The 16,808-nt window shown below is 39.2% G+C and carries 17 protein-coding genes; 4 read left to right on the top strand and 13 right to left on the bottom strand.

Annotation, left to right across the window (positions count from 1 at the left end; all coding sequences use genetic code 11):
* Positions 1-167: 167 nt before the first annotated feature.
* Positions 168-1,685: a PucR family transcriptional regulator gene (locus BIV60_RS10590; protein WP_071355705.1), complete on the top strand. Its 1,518-nt coding sequence runs from the start codon at positions 168-170 to the stop codon at positions 1,683-1,685.
* Between the two features lie 82 nt (positions 1,686-1,767).
* Here the strand turns inward: BIV60_RS10590 and BIV60_RS10585 are convergent, their stop codons facing one another.
* The 9 genes from BIV60_RS10585 to BIV60_RS10545 form a co-directional block, all read right to left on the bottom strand.
* Complete coding sequence (locus tag BIV60_RS10585) at positions 1,768-3,189, bottom strand: amino acid permease (RefSeq protein ID WP_071355704.1); 1,422 nt, start codon at positions 3,187-3,189, stop codon at positions 1,768-1,770.
* Positions 3,190-3,566: 377 nt separating this feature from the next.
* The gene (locus BIV60_RS10580; protein WP_071355703.1) at positions 3,567-4,268 is read right to left on the bottom strand and encodes an ABC transporter ATP-binding protein; all 702 of its coding nucleotides are present in this window, start codon (positions 4,266-4,268) and stop codon (positions 3,567-3,569) included.
* A 10-nt stretch (positions 4,269-4,278) separates the two neighbouring features.
* Positions 4,279-5,055 (bottom strand): ABC transporter ATP-binding protein, encoded by a 777-nt coding sequence (locus BIV60_RS10575; RefSeq protein ID WP_071355702.1) that lies wholly within the window; start codon positions 5,053-5,055, stop codon positions 4,279-4,281.
* Between the two features lie 3 nt (positions 5,056-5,058).
* A complete protein-coding gene (locus tag BIV60_RS10570; RefSeq protein WP_071355701.1) occupies positions 5,059-6,354 on the bottom strand; it encodes a branched-chain amino acid ABC transporter permease in 1,296 nt (431 codons plus the stop codon).
* An 8-nt stretch (positions 6,355-6,362) separates the two neighbouring features.
* Entirely contained in the window at positions 6,363-7,349 is a 987-nt protein-coding gene (locus BIV60_RS10565) for a branched-chain amino acid ABC transporter permease (protein WP_071355700.1), read from the bottom strand.
* Positions 7,350-7,426: 77 nt separating this feature from the next.
* Complete coding sequence (locus tag BIV60_RS10560; RefSeq protein ID WP_071355699.1) at positions 7,427-8,617, bottom strand: branched-chain amino acid ABC transporter substrate-binding protein; 1,191 nt, start codon at positions 8,615-8,617, stop codon at positions 7,427-7,429.
* Positions 8,618-8,783: 166 nt separating this feature from the next.
* Positions 8,784-9,335 carry an NADPH-dependent FMN reductase gene (locus BIV60_RS10555; protein ID WP_071355698.1) on the bottom strand — a complete coding sequence of 184 codons (552 nt, stop codon included), beginning with the start codon at positions 9,333-9,335 and terminating at the stop codon, positions 8,784-8,786.
* A gap of 136 nt (positions 9,336-9,471) precedes the next feature.
* Positions 9,472-9,981 (bottom strand): DUF2680 domain-containing protein, encoded by a 510-nt coding sequence (locus BIV60_RS29600; RefSeq protein ID WP_177177270.1) that lies wholly within the window; start codon positions 9,979-9,981, stop codon positions 9,472-9,474.
* 65 nt (positions 9,982-10,046) lie between these two features.
* A complete protein-coding gene (locus BIV60_RS10545; RefSeq protein ID WP_071355697.1) occupies positions 10,047-10,430 on the bottom strand; it encodes a PepSY domain-containing protein in 384 nt (127 codons plus the stop codon).
* Between the two features lie 226 nt (positions 10,431-10,656).
* Between BIV60_RS10545 and BIV60_RS10540 the strand changes: the two genes are divergently transcribed.
* Together BIV60_RS10540 and BIV60_RS10535 are read left to right on the top strand one after the other, a co-directional pair.
* Positions 10,657-11,013 (top strand): hypothetical protein, encoded by a 357-nt coding sequence (locus BIV60_RS10540; protein WP_071355696.1) that lies wholly within the window; start codon positions 10,657-10,659, stop codon positions 11,011-11,013.
* 96 nt (positions 11,014-11,109) lie between these two features.
* Complete coding sequence (locus BIV60_RS10535; protein ID WP_071355695.1) at positions 11,110-12,441, top strand: cation:proton antiporter; 1,332 nt, start codon at positions 11,110-11,112, stop codon at positions 12,439-12,441.
* A gap of 59 nt (positions 12,442-12,500) precedes the next feature.
* Here the strand turns inward: BIV60_RS10535 and htpG are convergent, their stop codons facing one another.
* Complete coding sequence (htpG, locus tag BIV60_RS10530) at positions 12,501-14,381, bottom strand: molecular chaperone HtpG (protein WP_071355694.1); 1,881 nt, start codon at positions 14,379-14,381, stop codon at positions 12,501-12,503.
* A 234-nt stretch (positions 14,382-14,615) separates the two neighbouring features.
* Between htpG and BIV60_RS10525 the strand changes: the two genes are divergently transcribed.
* Positions 14,616-14,891, top strand: a complete 276-nt coding sequence (locus BIV60_RS10525) for a YqhV family protein (RefSeq protein WP_071355693.1) — start codon at positions 14,616-14,618, stop codon at positions 14,889-14,891.
* A gap of 59 nt (positions 14,892-14,950) precedes the next feature.
* On the opposite strand, the gene BIV60_RS10520 is transcribed toward BIV60_RS10525, so the two are convergent.
* The 3 genes from BIV60_RS10520 to BIV60_RS28360 all read right to left on the bottom strand — a co-directional run.
* A complete protein-coding gene (locus BIV60_RS10520) occupies positions 14,951-16,150 on the bottom strand; it encodes an MFS transporter (RefSeq protein ID WP_071355692.1) in 1,200 nt (399 codons plus the stop codon).
* Positions 16,143-16,490 (bottom strand): MarR family winged helix-turn-helix transcriptional regulator, encoded by a 348-nt coding sequence (locus tag BIV60_RS10515; RefSeq protein WP_256218378.1) that lies wholly within the window; start codon positions 16,488-16,490, stop codon positions 16,143-16,145. Before BIV60_RS10515 ends, BIV60_RS10520 begins: the two co-directional genes overlap by 8 nt.
* 228 nt (positions 16,491-16,718) lie before the next feature.
* Positions 16,719-16,808, bottom strand: a 90-nt coding sequence (locus tag BIV60_RS28360) for an IS3 family transposase (RefSeq protein ID WP_141770449.1), incomplete at its 5' end; no start/stop codon positions are given.

The raw sequence follows: 16,808 nt of genomic DNA, 5'->3' as shown, positions 1-16,808 counted from the left end.
ACCTTCACTTTCATTCCAAGGCTGATAGTGATATACTAAATTTATTCATAAGATTGTATCAATTCAGTAAATTCTGTAAATTCAGTATAGTGTTTCGTTTACTTGCTTCGCAATACGTCTAAAAATACAAACTTTATAATAAATTTCGTACGATAGGATGAATGCTTATGACAATTACTATTCGTGAGCTGGTCAGTAATCCACACTTGCAGACGAAGGTTATTGCGGGAACTGCCGGACTAGAACGCCATATCACCTGGGCACATGTATGTGAACTACCCGACCCAGCCCCATGGATGACCGGGGGTGAATTAATCATGACTACTGGTCTGGCCATTCCAAGACTTGCACAGGAGCAAGAGACATACTTAAAACGCCTCATAGATGGAAGAGTGAGCGGGATAGCAATTGCGGAAGGGATGTTTGCTCCTGAGTTGACTAATCCTCTACTAGCTGAAGCTGATCGCAACAACTTTCCCATTTTGTTAACTGCTTATGAGGTTCCTTGGATGGCCATTTCACGTGCTGTAGCAGATGCTAACACCCACAAAGAGCACTCGCGAGTAGTGCAGACGTTGCGTGTGTACGAAATTGCCCGACAATTCATACATACTACTTCTCCTGCTATAATACTCGGAATGCTCGGCGAGATTATTAATTGTACGATTTATGTTATAGACCCAGTTAATAGAAAGCCACTATTCCATGATGGGAAGTTGTCGAATCCTATTTTGGATATGCATGTAGATATACGTTGCAGGGATATATCTCACTCATTCACTATACAAAGATTAGAACAGAATGAAGCCAAAGGGGTACAAATGTCTGTTCCTTCTTCCCGACCCGCGTTATTGGTGGCCATTACTCATTCATCAGTTATCCCTGATAACTTAGTACTACGCCATATCGCAACAATTGTAGGACTGGTGGTTGAAAAAGATACGGGTTTGCATGAACGCCAAAGACGATTAGGAGCTGAGATCTTGACTGGCCTTATTGAAGGACGAATTACAGCTGACGCTGCTTCCCTTTTATTGGCTGAACATGAACTCGAAAACGAACACCTGTGTATTGTTGCGTGCTCAGTAGAAGCAGAGCAATTCGACCACGCATGGTTGCATCTCCAGTTATATGCTAGCGGTATTCCGCATCTGTTAACTCGTCGTGAAAATGTTCTTGTTATCCTTCTCCCGTCTACTGCAGTCGCGCTTTCCGGTTTACAGGCTGAGTTGCCGACCAACATACGTTTGGGAATCAGTAATACTATTAAGCACTCTACACGTACACAAGAGGCGTATCAAGAAGCCCTCTGGGCGTTAAGAGCAGCAGAGACACACGAAAAAACAGTTGTTTACTATAGCGAAGAATCACCTGTATCCCCTTTCTTGCCCAGAAGCATGAGTGAAGCTAGGGAGCTAGTAGAACAAATCCTTGGCGACTTGTTAGCATATGACACACGTCACAACAGCCAGTTGCCTTTGACACTCTATGTCTATCTGCGTGAAAATCGCTCTTGGCAGGGTGCTGCAAAAACATTACATATCCATAAACAGACGTTAGTCTACAGAATTAACCGGATTGAACAAATTACAGGGCGTCGCCTAGATGACACCAGCAATGTAGCTGAACTTTGGCTCGCATTACAAGCGGCTATGATGCTTGATTTGCTGCCAAACTTATCTTAGCTATGCATTCCAATATTTGGAGGTATCTAACCAAAAAAAAAGGATGCTCCTACCACAGTAGGTCATCCTGTTTCAAATCAAATTAAGCTGCTTTTGTCTCTTTTTCTTTTTCGACCGCCTTCCGCTCCTGCATCACAAACGGATATAAAACCAAACCAATTACAAACAACCCAATTCCTAATACGAATGTTTTCATGTCTGCCGTTCCGGTTTTAATTACCCACAACGAATAAACAAGGGCTAAAACTGTAATAATTCCATCCAATACTCTTGAGCCTTTAATCGTGTCATAGGTTTCACCAGTTAGGATCAGTTTTAATTGATACAGTGCCGATACCAAATATGGAATCAGGTAGGCAAGCGTTGCGACTACAATTACAAAATTATAGGCCTCTGTAATCGTACCGGAAATCGTTGAGAACAAAAAGATTTGTGTCATAATATTGGTCAATGTTAATGAGTTAACCGGACTGCCTTTTCGATTGGTTTTACCAAAAAACGCTGGGAATAATTGAACTTTGGCCGCCTGATAAGGAACCTCAGTACTCACGACAATCCATCCTACAGTTGAACCAAATAATGAAACTAGGGCAAGCAAGGCCATGAGTTTTCCTCCGCCTGAACCCACGACTTGTCCCAACGCGTCCACTAAAGGTTTTTGTGAAGTCTTTAACGCTTCGGCAGGCAAAGCCCCCATCGTTAAAAGTGTGATTCCGATATAAATAACAAGTGAAATAATTAAGCCAATAATCGTTGCCATTTTAACATCTCTTTGGGACTTTGCACGATTTGAAAGCATAACCGCTGACTCAATCCCAATAAATGCCCATAAGGTTAAAATCGCTGCCGAATTGATTTGGCTGCCAAATAATGCGGATTTTCCAGCTTTATCAACAAAATCCGTGCCATTTCCGATGTTTGCAGCATCAAAAATAAACAATGTCGCGACGATAAATAAAGCGAACCCAATTACCTTTGCCGCCGTTGCAATGAAGTTCAATTTACCGCCGCCGTTAAAGCTTTTTGATAAAATCGTTTGAATCCCCCAAAGCATAACCGTACATACCATGAAAGAAATAAATTTGCCCAATTCCAATGAGAAAGTTCCAGCTGTAAAAATCACTTTCGTACTTTGCATAATCGGAAAGAAAGTGGACAGATAGCCGGCAAACGTGATGATGACGGAAGTAGTCGCGGCCCAGTTTGCTGCCCAATATCCCCATGCCATGCTATAACCGGCAAGACGTCCTGCTTTCGGCGATGAAAACATCGCTTGCGCATAACTCTGCGGTCCGGCCTTTAGCTCCGGCTTCCTTGTTGCTAAATTCCCAAAAACAAGTGCGATAAATAAAACACCTAATCCCGTAATCCCCCAAGCGGACATTGATCCAAACGGACTTGCCACTTGAGCCATATTGCTGGGAAGCATGAATATGCCCCCGCCAACCATATTTCCAACAACAAACGTTGTTAATATCCATAAACCCCATTTTTTATTTTCCATGATGAAAAATCCTCTCTTGTAAATTTACACTCATTATTTTGTTGTCATTTTAAAATTCTTTATCGAGTTAATAATAGTTAGCAATCAACAAGAATGATGATGGTTTTGATGATGGTGTGCCATAATGGAATTGTAGTTATTTTTAATTGTTATTATCATAAACAATCACCTCATCAAATTTATTATGTGAAAAATTATACTACGATATTTTAGTTTGGTAAAGTGGTAAAATAATAGTGTGATAAAGTAAAAATATAAACAAGAAAAAGAAAATTCAAAAAAAGGAAGAACAGCTCTCCGAACTGTTCTTCCTTTTTGACAAAATTCGGGTGATGCCTATCACCATCCGAATTTTGTCGTTATTCTAACCTTTCAATTTATGCCAGGTAAGCATCCCGAACCTCTTCATTGGTTATCAATTCATAGCCATTGCCTTGGAGTTTGATTTCTCCGGTTTGGATGACGTAGCCGCGGTGGGCGACTTGCAGGGCTTGGTAGGCATTTTGTTCGACGAGCAGGATGGTGATCCCTTCCTCGTTAAGTTCTTTGATGATTTCGAAGATTTGTTCGACGATAATGGGTGCCAGGCCCATCGAGGGCTCATCAAGCATAAGCAAGTCCGGTTTCATCATCAGTGCTCGGCCAATCGCAAGCATCTGTTGTTCCCCGCCGCTCATCGTACCTCCCTTTTGCTCAAGGCGATCCTTAAGCTTCGGAAAATAATGAAAGACACGCACCAGCCGTTCTTCAATCACCTGCTTACTTTTTACCGAAAACGCCCCCATTAACAGGTTTTCCTTTACCGTCAATCTTGGAAAAATTCTTCTTCCCTCGGGAACATGGGCAATCCCCAAAAGTGTTGTTTCATGTGCCGGTTTATTCGAAATAGTAGATCCCTTATAAACAATACTGCCAGCTTTAACTTTCGCCAGCCCGCTGATGGATTTTAATGTCGTCGATTTCCCGGCACCATTACTGCCAATCAGCGTGACAATTTCCCCTTTATCTACCGAAATATCAATCCCCTTTAAAGCCTGTATCCCGCCATAAAAAGTTTCTACATTTTTTAATTGAAGCATTCTTTCCCCCCTAACCAGCGTGAACAGCCCCTGACCCGAGGTAAGCCTCGATAACCTTCGGATTATTCCGAATTTCTTCCGGCTTTCCCTCTGCAATTTTTTCCCCATGGTCGAGGACCACAATATGCTCGGAAATTTCCATTACAAGCTTCATATCATGTTCAATTAATATCACTGTTAGATTAAATTCATCTCGCATTTTTTTAATCAACTGTGTCAATTCCTTCGTTTCCTTCGGATTCATTCCTGCTGCAGGTTCATCTAATAAGAGAACCTTTGGCCCCGCTGCGAGCGCTCTTGCGATTTCCAATCTTCTTTGGGCGCCATAGCTTAAATTGCAGGCTTTTTCATTTAGCAAGTCGGCCAGCCCGACATATTCCAATAATTGAAATGCCTTTATTTCAGAAACCCTCTCCTCTTTTCGAATCCCGGGAAGATTAAACAAAATCCCAAAAAGCCCTGCCCTTAAATGAATATGCATGCCAACCAAGACATTTTCAATGACAGCCATTTCATTAAACAAACGGATATTTTGAAAGGTGCGGGCAATTCCCTTTTTGCACACCTCATGAGGCTTTAAGCCAACTAATGATTCATTTTCAAGCAAAATCGAACCAGAGGTTGGCTGGTATACCCCTGTAATCATATTAAAAAAAGTTGTTTTTCCGGCTCCATTCGGGCCAATCACCGCTGTGATTGAATTTTTCTCAACGGTCATCGAAACATCATTATTCGCAGTAAGTCCACCGAATGTTTTCGTTAAATTTTTCACTTCTAAAATTGCCATTCCTTACACCTCCTGCGCTTTATCAAGCTGCGATGGATCAGGTGTGATTGTACTTTTTGCTTCCAGACTTCCATCTCGTATTTCTTTTTCATCGTATTTGCGATTTTTAGCTGGTAAGAGTCCCTTGGGCCGGTATAATGCGAACAGGATTAACAATAATCCAAAAATCAGCCGTTGCATTTTTGAAGGTGAAAGAGCATCTGGAATCGACAGAACCCCCGATGTATTTAGCTGATTTAACCAATTTGTAAGCTCTGTTAATACTTGCAAGTTCAAAATCGTCATAACAGCCGCCCCAAGAATAACTCCGGGAACACTTCCCATTCCTCCTAAAATAACCATGACTAAAATCGTTATTGACTCTAGCAAGGTAAAACTGGTGGGGTCTACAAATGCTTGTTTGGCGGCAAAAACCACCCCCATCATCCCCGAAAACGAAGCGCCAATCGCAAAAGCCATCAGTTTCGTCCTTACTAATGGAACTCCCATCGCCTGTGCGGCAATTTCATTTTCCCTGACAGCCTTCCAGGAACGGCCGATTTTCGAATATTCAAAGCGGCGGACGGTAAAAATCGTAAACAATAAAATCACAAGGACAACATAATAAAATTGGCTTGGATAAAGAAAATCAATGCCAAACAATCGCGGTGGAGTAACCGATGGTATCCCCATTGCACCATTTGTAATATTAACCGGTCGATCAAGGTTGTTAAAAATGATTCTGATAATCTCTCCGAAGCCGAGAGTAACAATCGCTAAATAATCCCCTTTTACCCGCAGAACCGGTATTCCTAGTAAAACCCCAAACAATGCCGCCACCAAACAGCCAATAATAATAAAGAACCAAAAGCTCTCACCCGAGAGCGGAAAATGTCCAAATGGCATAAAATTATTTGCCTGCGCTGTCGCAAAAATTCCATATGAATAGGCCCCCACCGCAAAAAAGGCAATAAACCCTAAATCAAGCAGTCCCGCCATTCCGACAACGATATTTAAACCGAGGGCCATCGATGTATAGATCCCCACCAGCGTAGCTACTTCCATATAGGATTGATAAGCATCCCCTTGACTCGCCGTAAACGGGAGTAAAAATACTAATACAACAAAGGCGATCATCCATTTTGTTAGATTCTTAAAATTTGTAAAATACAAGAGTAATAGAGAAGCTAATAAAAGTAAAAACGCAATCACCGACTTCTGGGCAAAAAATAAACTTAATGATGTAATTCCAATGTATATGAGCAGAAAAATCCCCTGAAAAACTTTGTTATTTTTATAGTTGTTCCATAAAGATTTCATCTTCTCACCTACACTTTCTCAGTAACCGGTTTGCCTAAAAGACCTTCCGGCTTAAACAGTAATACGATAATTAAAATGATGAAGGCAAATACATCCTTGTATTCAGCACCGAAGACGCCGCCTGAAAGAAGTGATAAATTGGCAGATGCAAACATTTCTAACAGTCCCAACAATAAACCGCCCAGCATTGCTCCACGGATATTTCCAATTCCGCCCAATACTGCTGCAGTAAATGCTTTTAAACCAAGGATAAAGCCAATGTACGGGTCAATCGTTCCATATTGAACAGCAAAAAGGACGCCCGTTGCCCCGCCAAGTGCGGACCCGATAAAAAAGGTCATCGAAATTACTTTATTCACGTTAATTGTCATTAACGAAGCGGTTTCGCGATCTTGAGCAACCGCCCTCATCGCCATTCCCCATTTAGTCCGATTAACAAATAAATCAAGACCAATCATCATGATTACGGCTGTGACAAGCACAATAACAAAGGAAGTTTTAATATTGGCATCATTAAAAACAGAACTAAGTGATGAAGCTTTGATGGATAGCTGATGGGTAAACAGGCTTGGACCTGTTACAATATAGTTGCCTTTTTTCAATTCAGCTATGAATCTCACAATATCCTGCAATAAAAAGGAAATTCCAATCGCCGTAATCAAAGGAATCAGCCTAGGTGCATTCCTTAATGGCCGGTATGCTACCCTCTCAATCCCCATTCCCAGTAAACCTGTCAAAAGTGCCGTTAAGAGGAGTGCCGTAATCAACATGACAATGGCCGGTACTGCAGACATCCAGCCCATTCCTGTTAAAACGAGTAAAATTGCTGTTCCCATGAAGGCGCCAGTCATAAAAATTTCCCCATGGGCAAAGTTAATTAATTCCAAAATCCCATACACCATGGTGTACCCTAATGCAATAACGGCATAGACCGCCCCTAATGTAAGTCCATCAATCAGCACCTGCGGAATTGTCTGGACCATTTCATTCAGCATAATGAACCCCCTTGTCCCAAAATTCATAGAAGAAAAGGGTACTCTCCCTTGAGTAATACCCTTTTCAAACTATTAACTTATTTATTCACTTCCCCAACAAATTCTGCCGGATATTTCGCTTCTTTAAAGCTATAAATAAACACTTTCGCATATTCATTGTCACCGTTGCCGTCAAATCTTACCTTCGTTAACACACCTTGAAAATCTTTCACCCCGCGAACGGCATCACGAACTTGTTCGCGTGTAGGCACTTTGTTGTTATTGGCTTTAATTGCATCCTCAATTCCTTTTAAAACAACACCCATCGTATCGTAACCATATACTGAATAGGACTCTGTATTTTTGTTAAATTTAGCTTTATAGGTTTCGATAAACTTTTTCCCATCAGCAGATTTGGTAGAGTCCCCAGCTAGAGAAGTAATATAGGTGTTTTTAATCGCGTCACCAGCAATCTCAACAAGAGTGGAAGCATCCATGCCGTCTCCGCCCATGAATGGAACATTGATGCCTTTTTCACGCGCTTGTTTGATTAACAAGCCGCCCTCTGCATAGATTCCGCCAAAATACACAAGGTCTGGTTTTTTCGAGACAACTTGGTTAAGAACCCCGTTAAAGTCCTTTTCACCAACGGTAATTCCTTCAAATCCAAGGATTTGTGCACCCTTTTCTTCAGCCGCTTTTTTAAAAGCTTCTGCAAGACCTGTACCATATGCTGTTTTGTCCTGTACGATAAAGATCTTTTTCGCATGTAAAGTATTCACCGCATATTCTGCACCGGCAGGGCCTTGGAAATCATCGCGGGCAACAATTCGGTTTACCGTTTTTAATCCTCTTGTTGTTACCTCAACGGCAGAGTTAGCTGGTGAAACCATTGGAATCGCATATTTTTCATAGACCTCTGATGATGGAATTGCAACACCTGAGTTAAAGTGCCCGACCACCGCCATAATGGATTTATCGGCACCAATCAATTGAGCATTGGCCACTCCTTTTTTCGGATCCCCTTGGTCATCATACGGAACCAATTGCAAGTCAAAGCCTAATTCCTTAAACTTTGCTTTTTCTTCGTCCAATTTAAGCTGTGCCCCCAGCTTAATCGCTTCCCCTATGGTCGCACTACCGCCAGAAAGTGGTGTTTGTGTCGCAATTTTGATTACATTGGAACTACTTTTTCCTGTGTCTCCTGATTTGGAACTGCAGCCTGCTAAAAATAGACTTGCTGCCAACCCTCCCGTTAACAATAAGGCTAAAGATTTCTTTAACTTCAATGTTGACCCTCCCCTTTTTTTATAAAAAACAAGCCCTCTAAATCTATATGATTCAGAATCAAAAATAGGACAAATTATTCATTTGCATAATTTGGAAAAAATGTTTGAAGGAATAAAAAAACCAACACTGTTTTCTATTTACAGTGTTGGTTTTGAGGTTAATTTGTTACACAAGTTGTTTTTGTTGGCTAGACCATTGGATAAAGTTATTGACAACTTGATCTAAGAACTTAATGGTTGGTTCGTGGGTAAGGTTTCCGTCTTGATCAATTTTTTCATGAACTTGAGCAACATATACTTCATTTCCCGGCATGATTGGTGAACCAATTCCCGGACAGAAAAGAATATCACGCAAATGCTGTTGGGCCCGAACGGTTCCAAGTGTTCCCATTGTTGCCCCCATAACCCATGATGGCTTTCCAATCATCACTTTATCGACACGGGATAACCAATCCATTGCATTCTTTAATACTCCCGGAATCGAATAATTGTATTCTGGTGTGATCCAAAGAACAGCATCTGCCTCTGCTACTTTTTTCTTAAAATCAGAAACCACTTGTGGCGGATTTAATTCGATATCTTGGTCATAATGAGGAAGGTCTCGAATATTCAAAATTTCAAGGTCAAAACGGTCTTTATAGGTTCTTTGAACATATTTGGCCAGCTTCAAGTTATATGAGTCCTTCCGAATACTTCCAACTATAGCTACTAGTTTCATCTGCATTTCCCCCTTGCACAACAAAATAGTTGTATGTTACAACTCATTAAGCTTACGTAAAAATTGGTTAGGATGTCAAAAAATTTGCTCATTTTAAAAGCGACAATCCTAATATAAAGTGTCCCCTAAAATTTCTTTAATCATTATCACTATTAAACCATTCCTCTTCCCACTCATCTTCCTCGTATTCACTGCACCACTTATAGTTTCGTTTTTGAAAAGTTAGTATGTAGTTTTTCAACATTTTGTAGCGAAGAAGCTTTTCTTCTTGGCTGAGTGCCCCTGCCCAGGCATACGTTTCAATCAAGCTGATATAGTCCATGTAAATTCGGTGATAGATTTGATCAAGACGCTGCTTTTGGGCTAGTGTATACTTTATATCTTTTGTACAAGTTAAATCTGAATCCCATTTTTCACTATCTTTTTTTTCACCATCGGGTTCTTTTTCAGAATCGTTATCTTCTTCCGCTTCTTTTTCGGTATCGGCATTTTCTTCCGTTTCCTTGAGCTTCTCTATTTTTGGAGCGGGAACAACCTTTTCCATTTCTTTATTTTTTTCTGCTTCCACTGATTCCGCATAGGAAGGATACGCTTGTGCTAAACAACTATATAGCAAAATAATAAGGATGAAGTATTTTTTTATCATAAGAGTTCTCCTCAAGATAAAAAACGGCACATCAAAAAATGACGTGCAGCGTTTTAAAAGTTTTATTAATCATCTCCATGATCGTCGTCACCATGTCCGTCATCATCACCATGTTCGTGGTCATCGTTACCATGACCGTCATCATCACCGTTGGATCCCTCTTTTTCAACCTCTAACACTTTACCTGTCTTCGCATCGATTTCCACTTCATAAAAAATGCCTGCGCTTTTAATTTTCACTTCGTAAACGGATCTGCCATCATCTTCTTCCAGGACAACTTTGACAATTTTACCTTTTACCTTTTTTAAAGCAATATTCCCGGCTTCTTTTTCAGAGATGACTTTATTTTCAGCTTGCGGGTCCCCGCTTACTTTTGCATGAACCGTCTGAAAATAACTGCTAAAACTGATAGGGAACAACAAAACCAGTAAGAGAACTATTTTTTTCATACTCTCACACTCCTTTATTTTTTTATATTTTGTGTAAGAAGGAGGAACTTATTCGTTTTCTTAATATTTTTTATAAAAATAAGACATACTGGGGATTTGCCGTTACAATTTACCGTCATGATGAAGATAATATAGTAACAATTGACAAAGGAGGGCAAACTGCATATGTTTTAGGGGAATTTTACATTTATTAAATAAACGGGTTCGGCGTCAATCTGTAAAACCATTGAAACCAGGAAGTACGGAAGTTAGCTGGGGATTAAGAACCGATTCACCATTCTATTTCAGTTCAAAATTTAATATCGAGAATAAGACCATTACCATTAGAGGTTCACAAACTACACATGATCATCTTTCACCAATCAAATATTCCATCGTAAAATTGAGCAAATTTGGGCTTTCTATTGAATACTTTGAAAGCGTCATTTTTTACGGGAACCATTCAGAGAAGGAATTGGCATACACCTTTACCCTTCCGAACGGGACAGGTTATCAGCTCGAAATCTTTAATTATTGCAGCTTTCATTCAACCGGAAAGATTTGGATTGAAAAAAATGAGGACCTTTCCAAAAAGATTTCTTGAATCACCTAATTTTGGCAAAAATTCAAAGTTGTCCATGACCATTGGACAACTTTCGCATACCCTAAAAAGAAAAAACTTTTCAAGGAGGGTTTTGAAATGTTTAGTTTAACCGGAGCTGAAATTAGTCATTTTCTCCTTGCGATGGGATGTTTACTAGCAATGGCCCATTTACTTGGGTTTATTGCGGAACGGATGTTCATTCCACGCGTGATTGGTGAGGTTGCTGCAGGCTTAGTCCTCGGGCCGACGCTACTGGGACATTTTTTTCCTGATGCGTTTAAATGGCTTTTTTTAGGCTTTCCGACCGAGGATAAATTATTTGGCTTACTTTATCAATTTGGTTTACTAATGTTAATGTTTTGTTCGGGTCTGAAGTTTCAAACACGCTTTAATAAGGAGGATGCGAAAATAACCTCCGCACTCGTCATCGGTGCAACAATTCCGGCATTTATCGTAGGCTGGGTTGCAGCAGACTTTTTTAATATCACTCCATATTTAGGAAGCGCTAACAATGCATTAGCCATGAAAATCATCATTGCCATCTCAATTGCTGTTACCTCAATTCCCGTTATTTCAAAAATTTTTAATGATCTTGGAATTATGCATACACGGTTTGCAAAAATTGTAATTGCCTGTGCCGGAATCCATGATGTACTTCTTTGGGTTGCATTAGGATTTGCTACTGCCATTGCGAGCCAGAAAGGTGTCTTTACGGTTGGTACAGCGTTTACAAGTGTTGGAATATCGTTAGGATTTATTTTTGGCACGCTGCTACTAGGGTATCTCCTCTTTAAACGTTTAACGATTGTAAAGCAGAACCTCTTATTCCGATCCTCTAACCTGGGATACTTTCTATTTATCATGTTCATGCTCGCTTCCCTTGCCGGAAGTCTAAAGGTAGAAACCATTTTTGGAGCCCTGCTCGCAGGTATTATCGCAAAGGTAGCTTTACCGAATCCTGTATCCGAACGACTTGAGCAAAGTGTCTCCAATATATCTTTCTCGTGGTTCATCCCCATTTATTTTGCAACCGTAGGATTACAATTAGATCTTGTAAGGCATTTTAATCCATGGTTCTTCTTAACTTATTTATTATTTGCCACTTTAACACAAACGGCCGCCGTTTATTTTACTTCACGAATGATGAAACAGGACCGTTTCACCAGCTTTAATTTGGGACTGGCAATCAATGACCGTGGAGGACCGGGAATTGTTCTTTCATCTGTGGCTTACACGACAGGCATTATTAACCAGGAATTTTTCGCTATTCTTGTCATGCTTGCTTTAGTGACCTCATGGATTCCTGGAACATGGCTGCGGATTGTGGTTACAAAGGGATGGAGGCTAATGCCTGGCGACGAAAATACCGTCCCGCAGCGAAGAAACGATGATAAAATTAAATCCATTAACAAATCAACAACAAGTTAACCGGGGATCCCCCGGTTTTTCTTATAAGAAAAGAGCTGCCATAATGACAGCTCTAATCTTTATACCATAATTTTGCAAATATCGTTTGTGAATTCTACAGGATCTGGAACCTTCAGGCCTTCAATTAACAATGCTTGATTATACAAGAGGTTGGTATATAAAGCCAATTTCTCTTGATCTTTTTCAAATGCATCTTTTAGGGAAGCAAACACATCATGATGAACATTAATTTCTAAAATGCGGTCCGCTTTTACATCTTGATTTCCAGGCATGGATTTTAGAATTTTTTCCATTTCCAAGGTAATTTCGCCATCAGCGGTGATACATACTGGATGGCTCTTTAATCGTTTTGAAACCCGAACATCCTTTACCTTATCGGATAGGATTTTTTTCAATGCTTCAAAAAGCTCTTTATTTTCATTTTCTTCAGATTCATTATTGTTTTTATCCTCATCTGCATCAATTCCTAAATCACCGCTTGAAACCGATTTGAACTCTTTTTCTTTGAAAGCCATTAACATCTTGATGGCAAATTCATCAATATCATCAGTGAAGTAAAGAATTTCGTAGCCTTTATCCGCAACTACCTCGGTTTGCGGCAGCTTTTCGATTCTTTCAATCGTTTCGCCGGATGCATAGTAAATATATTTTTGATCCTCAGGCATTCTTGATACGTATTCATCTAAAGTAACCATTTTCTTCTCTTTTGAAGAATAGAATAATAATAAGTCTTGCAACTCTTCTTTATGCATTCCATAGTCACTATATACGCCAAATTTTAATTGTCTGCCAAACGATTGATAGAATTCCTCATACTTTTCGCGTTCATTTTTTAATAAGCCTTGGAGTTCACTCTTAATTTTCTTATTAATATTTTTCGCAATCAGTTTAAGTTGTCTGTCATGCTGAAGCATTTCACGCGAGATGTTCAGTGATAAATCTTCTGAGTCGACCATTCCTTTAACAAAACTAAAGTAGTCAGGAAGAAGGTCTGCACATTTATTCATGATTAAGACGCCATTGGAATAAAGCTCTAAACCTTTTTCATATTCCGATGAATAAAAATCAAATGGAGTTTTCTCTGGGATATATAAAATTGCATTATATCTAATGGCACCATCAACACTAATATGAATATGTTTAATTGGCTTGTCAAATCCGTAGCGTTTTTCCGAATAGAAATTCTGATAGTCTTCATCCGTTAATTCTTTTTTATTTTTCCGCCAAATTGGCACCATGCTGTTAATGACTTGTTCTTCCACAAAGTCCTCGTATTCGTTTTCGCTGCCTTCTTTAGGTCTGCGACTGGTCACATCCATTTTAATTGGATAGCGGATAAAATCTGAATATTTTTTGATGATGGATTTTAAATGGTACTCTTCTAAAAATTCATCATAATTTTCCTCTTCGGTATTTTCTTTAATTTTTAAAATAATCTCTGTTCCTACTGCATCTTTTTCACACGGAGTGATGGTATAGCCTTCAGCCCCATTTGATTCCCATTTGTAAGCTTGGTCACTGTCCAATGCCTTACTAATCACGGTTACGACATCAGCAACCATAAAGGCAGCATAGAAGCCCACCCCAAATTGTCCAATGATTTCATGGCCATCTTTTGATTCATTTTCCGTTTTAAATGCTAACGAGCCGCTCTTGGCAATCGTACCAAGATTATTTTCAAGTTCCTCCGCTGTCATTCCGATACCGGTATCGGTGATTTTTAGAAGTCTATTTTCTTTATCAGCGGCTACATTTATGTAGTAGCGCTCCTTATCAAAGCTCAAGTTTTCATCTGTTAGGGCCTTATAATAGATTTTGTCAATCGCATCACTCGCATTGGAAATTAACTCTCTTAAAAAAATCTCCTTTTGTGTATAAATGGAGTGAATCATCATATCCAATAATCTTTTTGATTCAGCCTGAAACTGTTTCGTTTCCATTAAAATGCTCCTTTCAAGTTTTATATCAACAATTCTATCATTATTTTAGCACTCTATCATCAAGAGTGCTAACACATTATTTTAATATCATATTTAATTGATTTCGTCAACCATTCTATTCCTAGTGAAAAAGGATCCCATTTAATCATTCCTTCATCATGCTCTTAAAACCTGTCCTTCTTTTTGAAATTACCGCATATATTGTGGAAGATATTCTTTTTTCGGGGGGCAAAAATGTTTATTTTTATTGAAAAAATCGTATTGGGAATGGCCTTATTAAGAATTCTTTCAGGATGTATTGAAATAACTGCCGCTATTTTAATGATCAAATTTAACTCAATTGAAAAAGCCTTAATGGTGAATAGTTCGCTTGCTCTTGTGGGACCAATTATTTTAATCCTTACCACAACCATTGGCGTTTTAGGAATGGTTGGAAACATTTCTTTCTATAAAATTTTATGGATATTCCTGGGGGTTTGTTTTATTTTATTTGGTGCAATGAAGAGCTAACAAAAAGGTCTTGATGAAAAAACACGCAGTTCAAACCCTGCGTGCTTTTTTATTATTAATTAATGTAATTCAACAAGTTCGCTTCTTCCCTGGCTATATTTTCGACCATGTAAGAAGTAATATAGGAAGATACAAGCAAAAACTACGATACCGACACTAAAATACAGACCTCTGTAGCCGATTAAAGGAACGAAAAAGCCGAGGATAAAAGGTCCAATCCCCACTCCGCCATCAACAAAAATGAAAAAGGTCGAAGTGGCCAACCCCATCCGATTTTTTGGCGATACTTTAATGGAAATCGCTTGGGCGCTGGACGAGAAGGTTGCATATCCAAGACCGACTAATGCACCTGCGACTAACAGCATAATCCCTTGGTGAACCTGGCTAAGCAAGATTAATGCAACGGCAAAGAATAAAAAGGACGGATACATGACAAAATTTTCGCCTTTTTGATCAAACCATTTACCAGTAAATGGTCTTGAAATCAAAGTGAAGACAGCATAAACAATAAAGAAGAAACTTCCAACATCAACTAAATTGATTTCTCTTGTATATGAAGTTAAGAATGTAAGGATACTTGAGTACCCAAAGCCCACCAATGCACCAATAATCGAAATTGGAATGGCTTTTACTTCAAAGAAATTATGAACCGAAAATCCCTTCATTTTCGCTAATTGTTCCTGCGATAGTTTGATTTTCGGAACCTTTAAAAAGAAAATAGCAACAAAACTCATGACTAAAAAAACAAGACAAACAATAAAATTCATATTAAAACTTGAATGCTGCATAAGGAACATCCCTAAGAAAGGTCCAATCGCGGCTGCAAGCGTCACACTTAATGCATAATAACCGGTACCTTCCCCGCGTCTTTCATTCGGAATAATTTTCGCCACAATCGTTCCTGTTGCCGTGGAAGCAACCCCCATGGCGGCACCATTCAAGAAACGATTGACAAGAAGAAAGCCAAGGCTGTTTACGGCAAAATATAATAAGGTGGTAAGTAAGAATAAGATAAAGCCAATGTATAACATCTTTTTCCATCCGACCCGGTCAATTGATTTTCCAGAGAATAGACGGGCAATCAGTGTTCCTACAACAAATATCCCTGAAGCAAGACCGGCCTCACTTGGTGTTGCATGAAATTTTTCCGAAGCAAATAATGTGATGGTTACCATTAATAAATAGAATGTAAAGTAAAGAAAAAAGTTTGCTGCTGAAACGATCAGGAAATCCTTTGTCCACAATTTGGGTTTATTCATTTTTTCTACCTTCTTTAATAATGTTTTCTCTTAATTTTGAAAGTAAATGAAATGCAGCGTTTTGTTCCTCTTTAGGAATGCTTTCCATGACACTGTATTCAAGCTCTGTAATTTTCTTCCTGATGGTTGTATATCGCTCTTTCCCCAATTCAGTCAGTTGAATGATTTTCTCACGTTTATCTTTCCCGGAAATGACTTCTACAATGTGCTTTTCTTGTAACCGTTTGACCGCTCTTGTAACGGTAGGCTTTTCCACATTATAATAATTGGAAATGTCTACGAGTGTTGACTGCCCATATTTGTTTACGTACAAAATAACTTGCCAAAACGAGTAGGACAACTCAAATTCTCTAAGCGTCTCATTTAATTTGCTTATTAGAGGAACGATATACTCTTAAATATTGTTGGAAAAACCCTTGCATTTCGAAAACTCCACACTCCTCACTAATTAGTTATCTAAGGTAACTATTTAATAAATAACTACTAGACCCCTTTTTTTAAAATTGTCAAATTACACAACAAAAAAAGCACCAACTTGATCTGACCCAATAAAGTTAGACAAATATTTTTATGCAACTTTTAAGACTTGAGTTCGGTACTCCACCGGACTCAGGTCTTTTAATTTTGCCTTCATCCGTTTGTGATTGTAATAGTAAAT

It is taken from the genome of Bacillus sp. MUM 116 (assembly GCF_001866655.1).
Lineage (GTDB): Bacteria > Bacillota > Bacilli > Bacillales > Cytobacillaceae > Neobacillus.
Note: the sequence above shows the minus strand (reverse complement) of the source record. Positions and strands in the feature narration are given on the sequence as shown.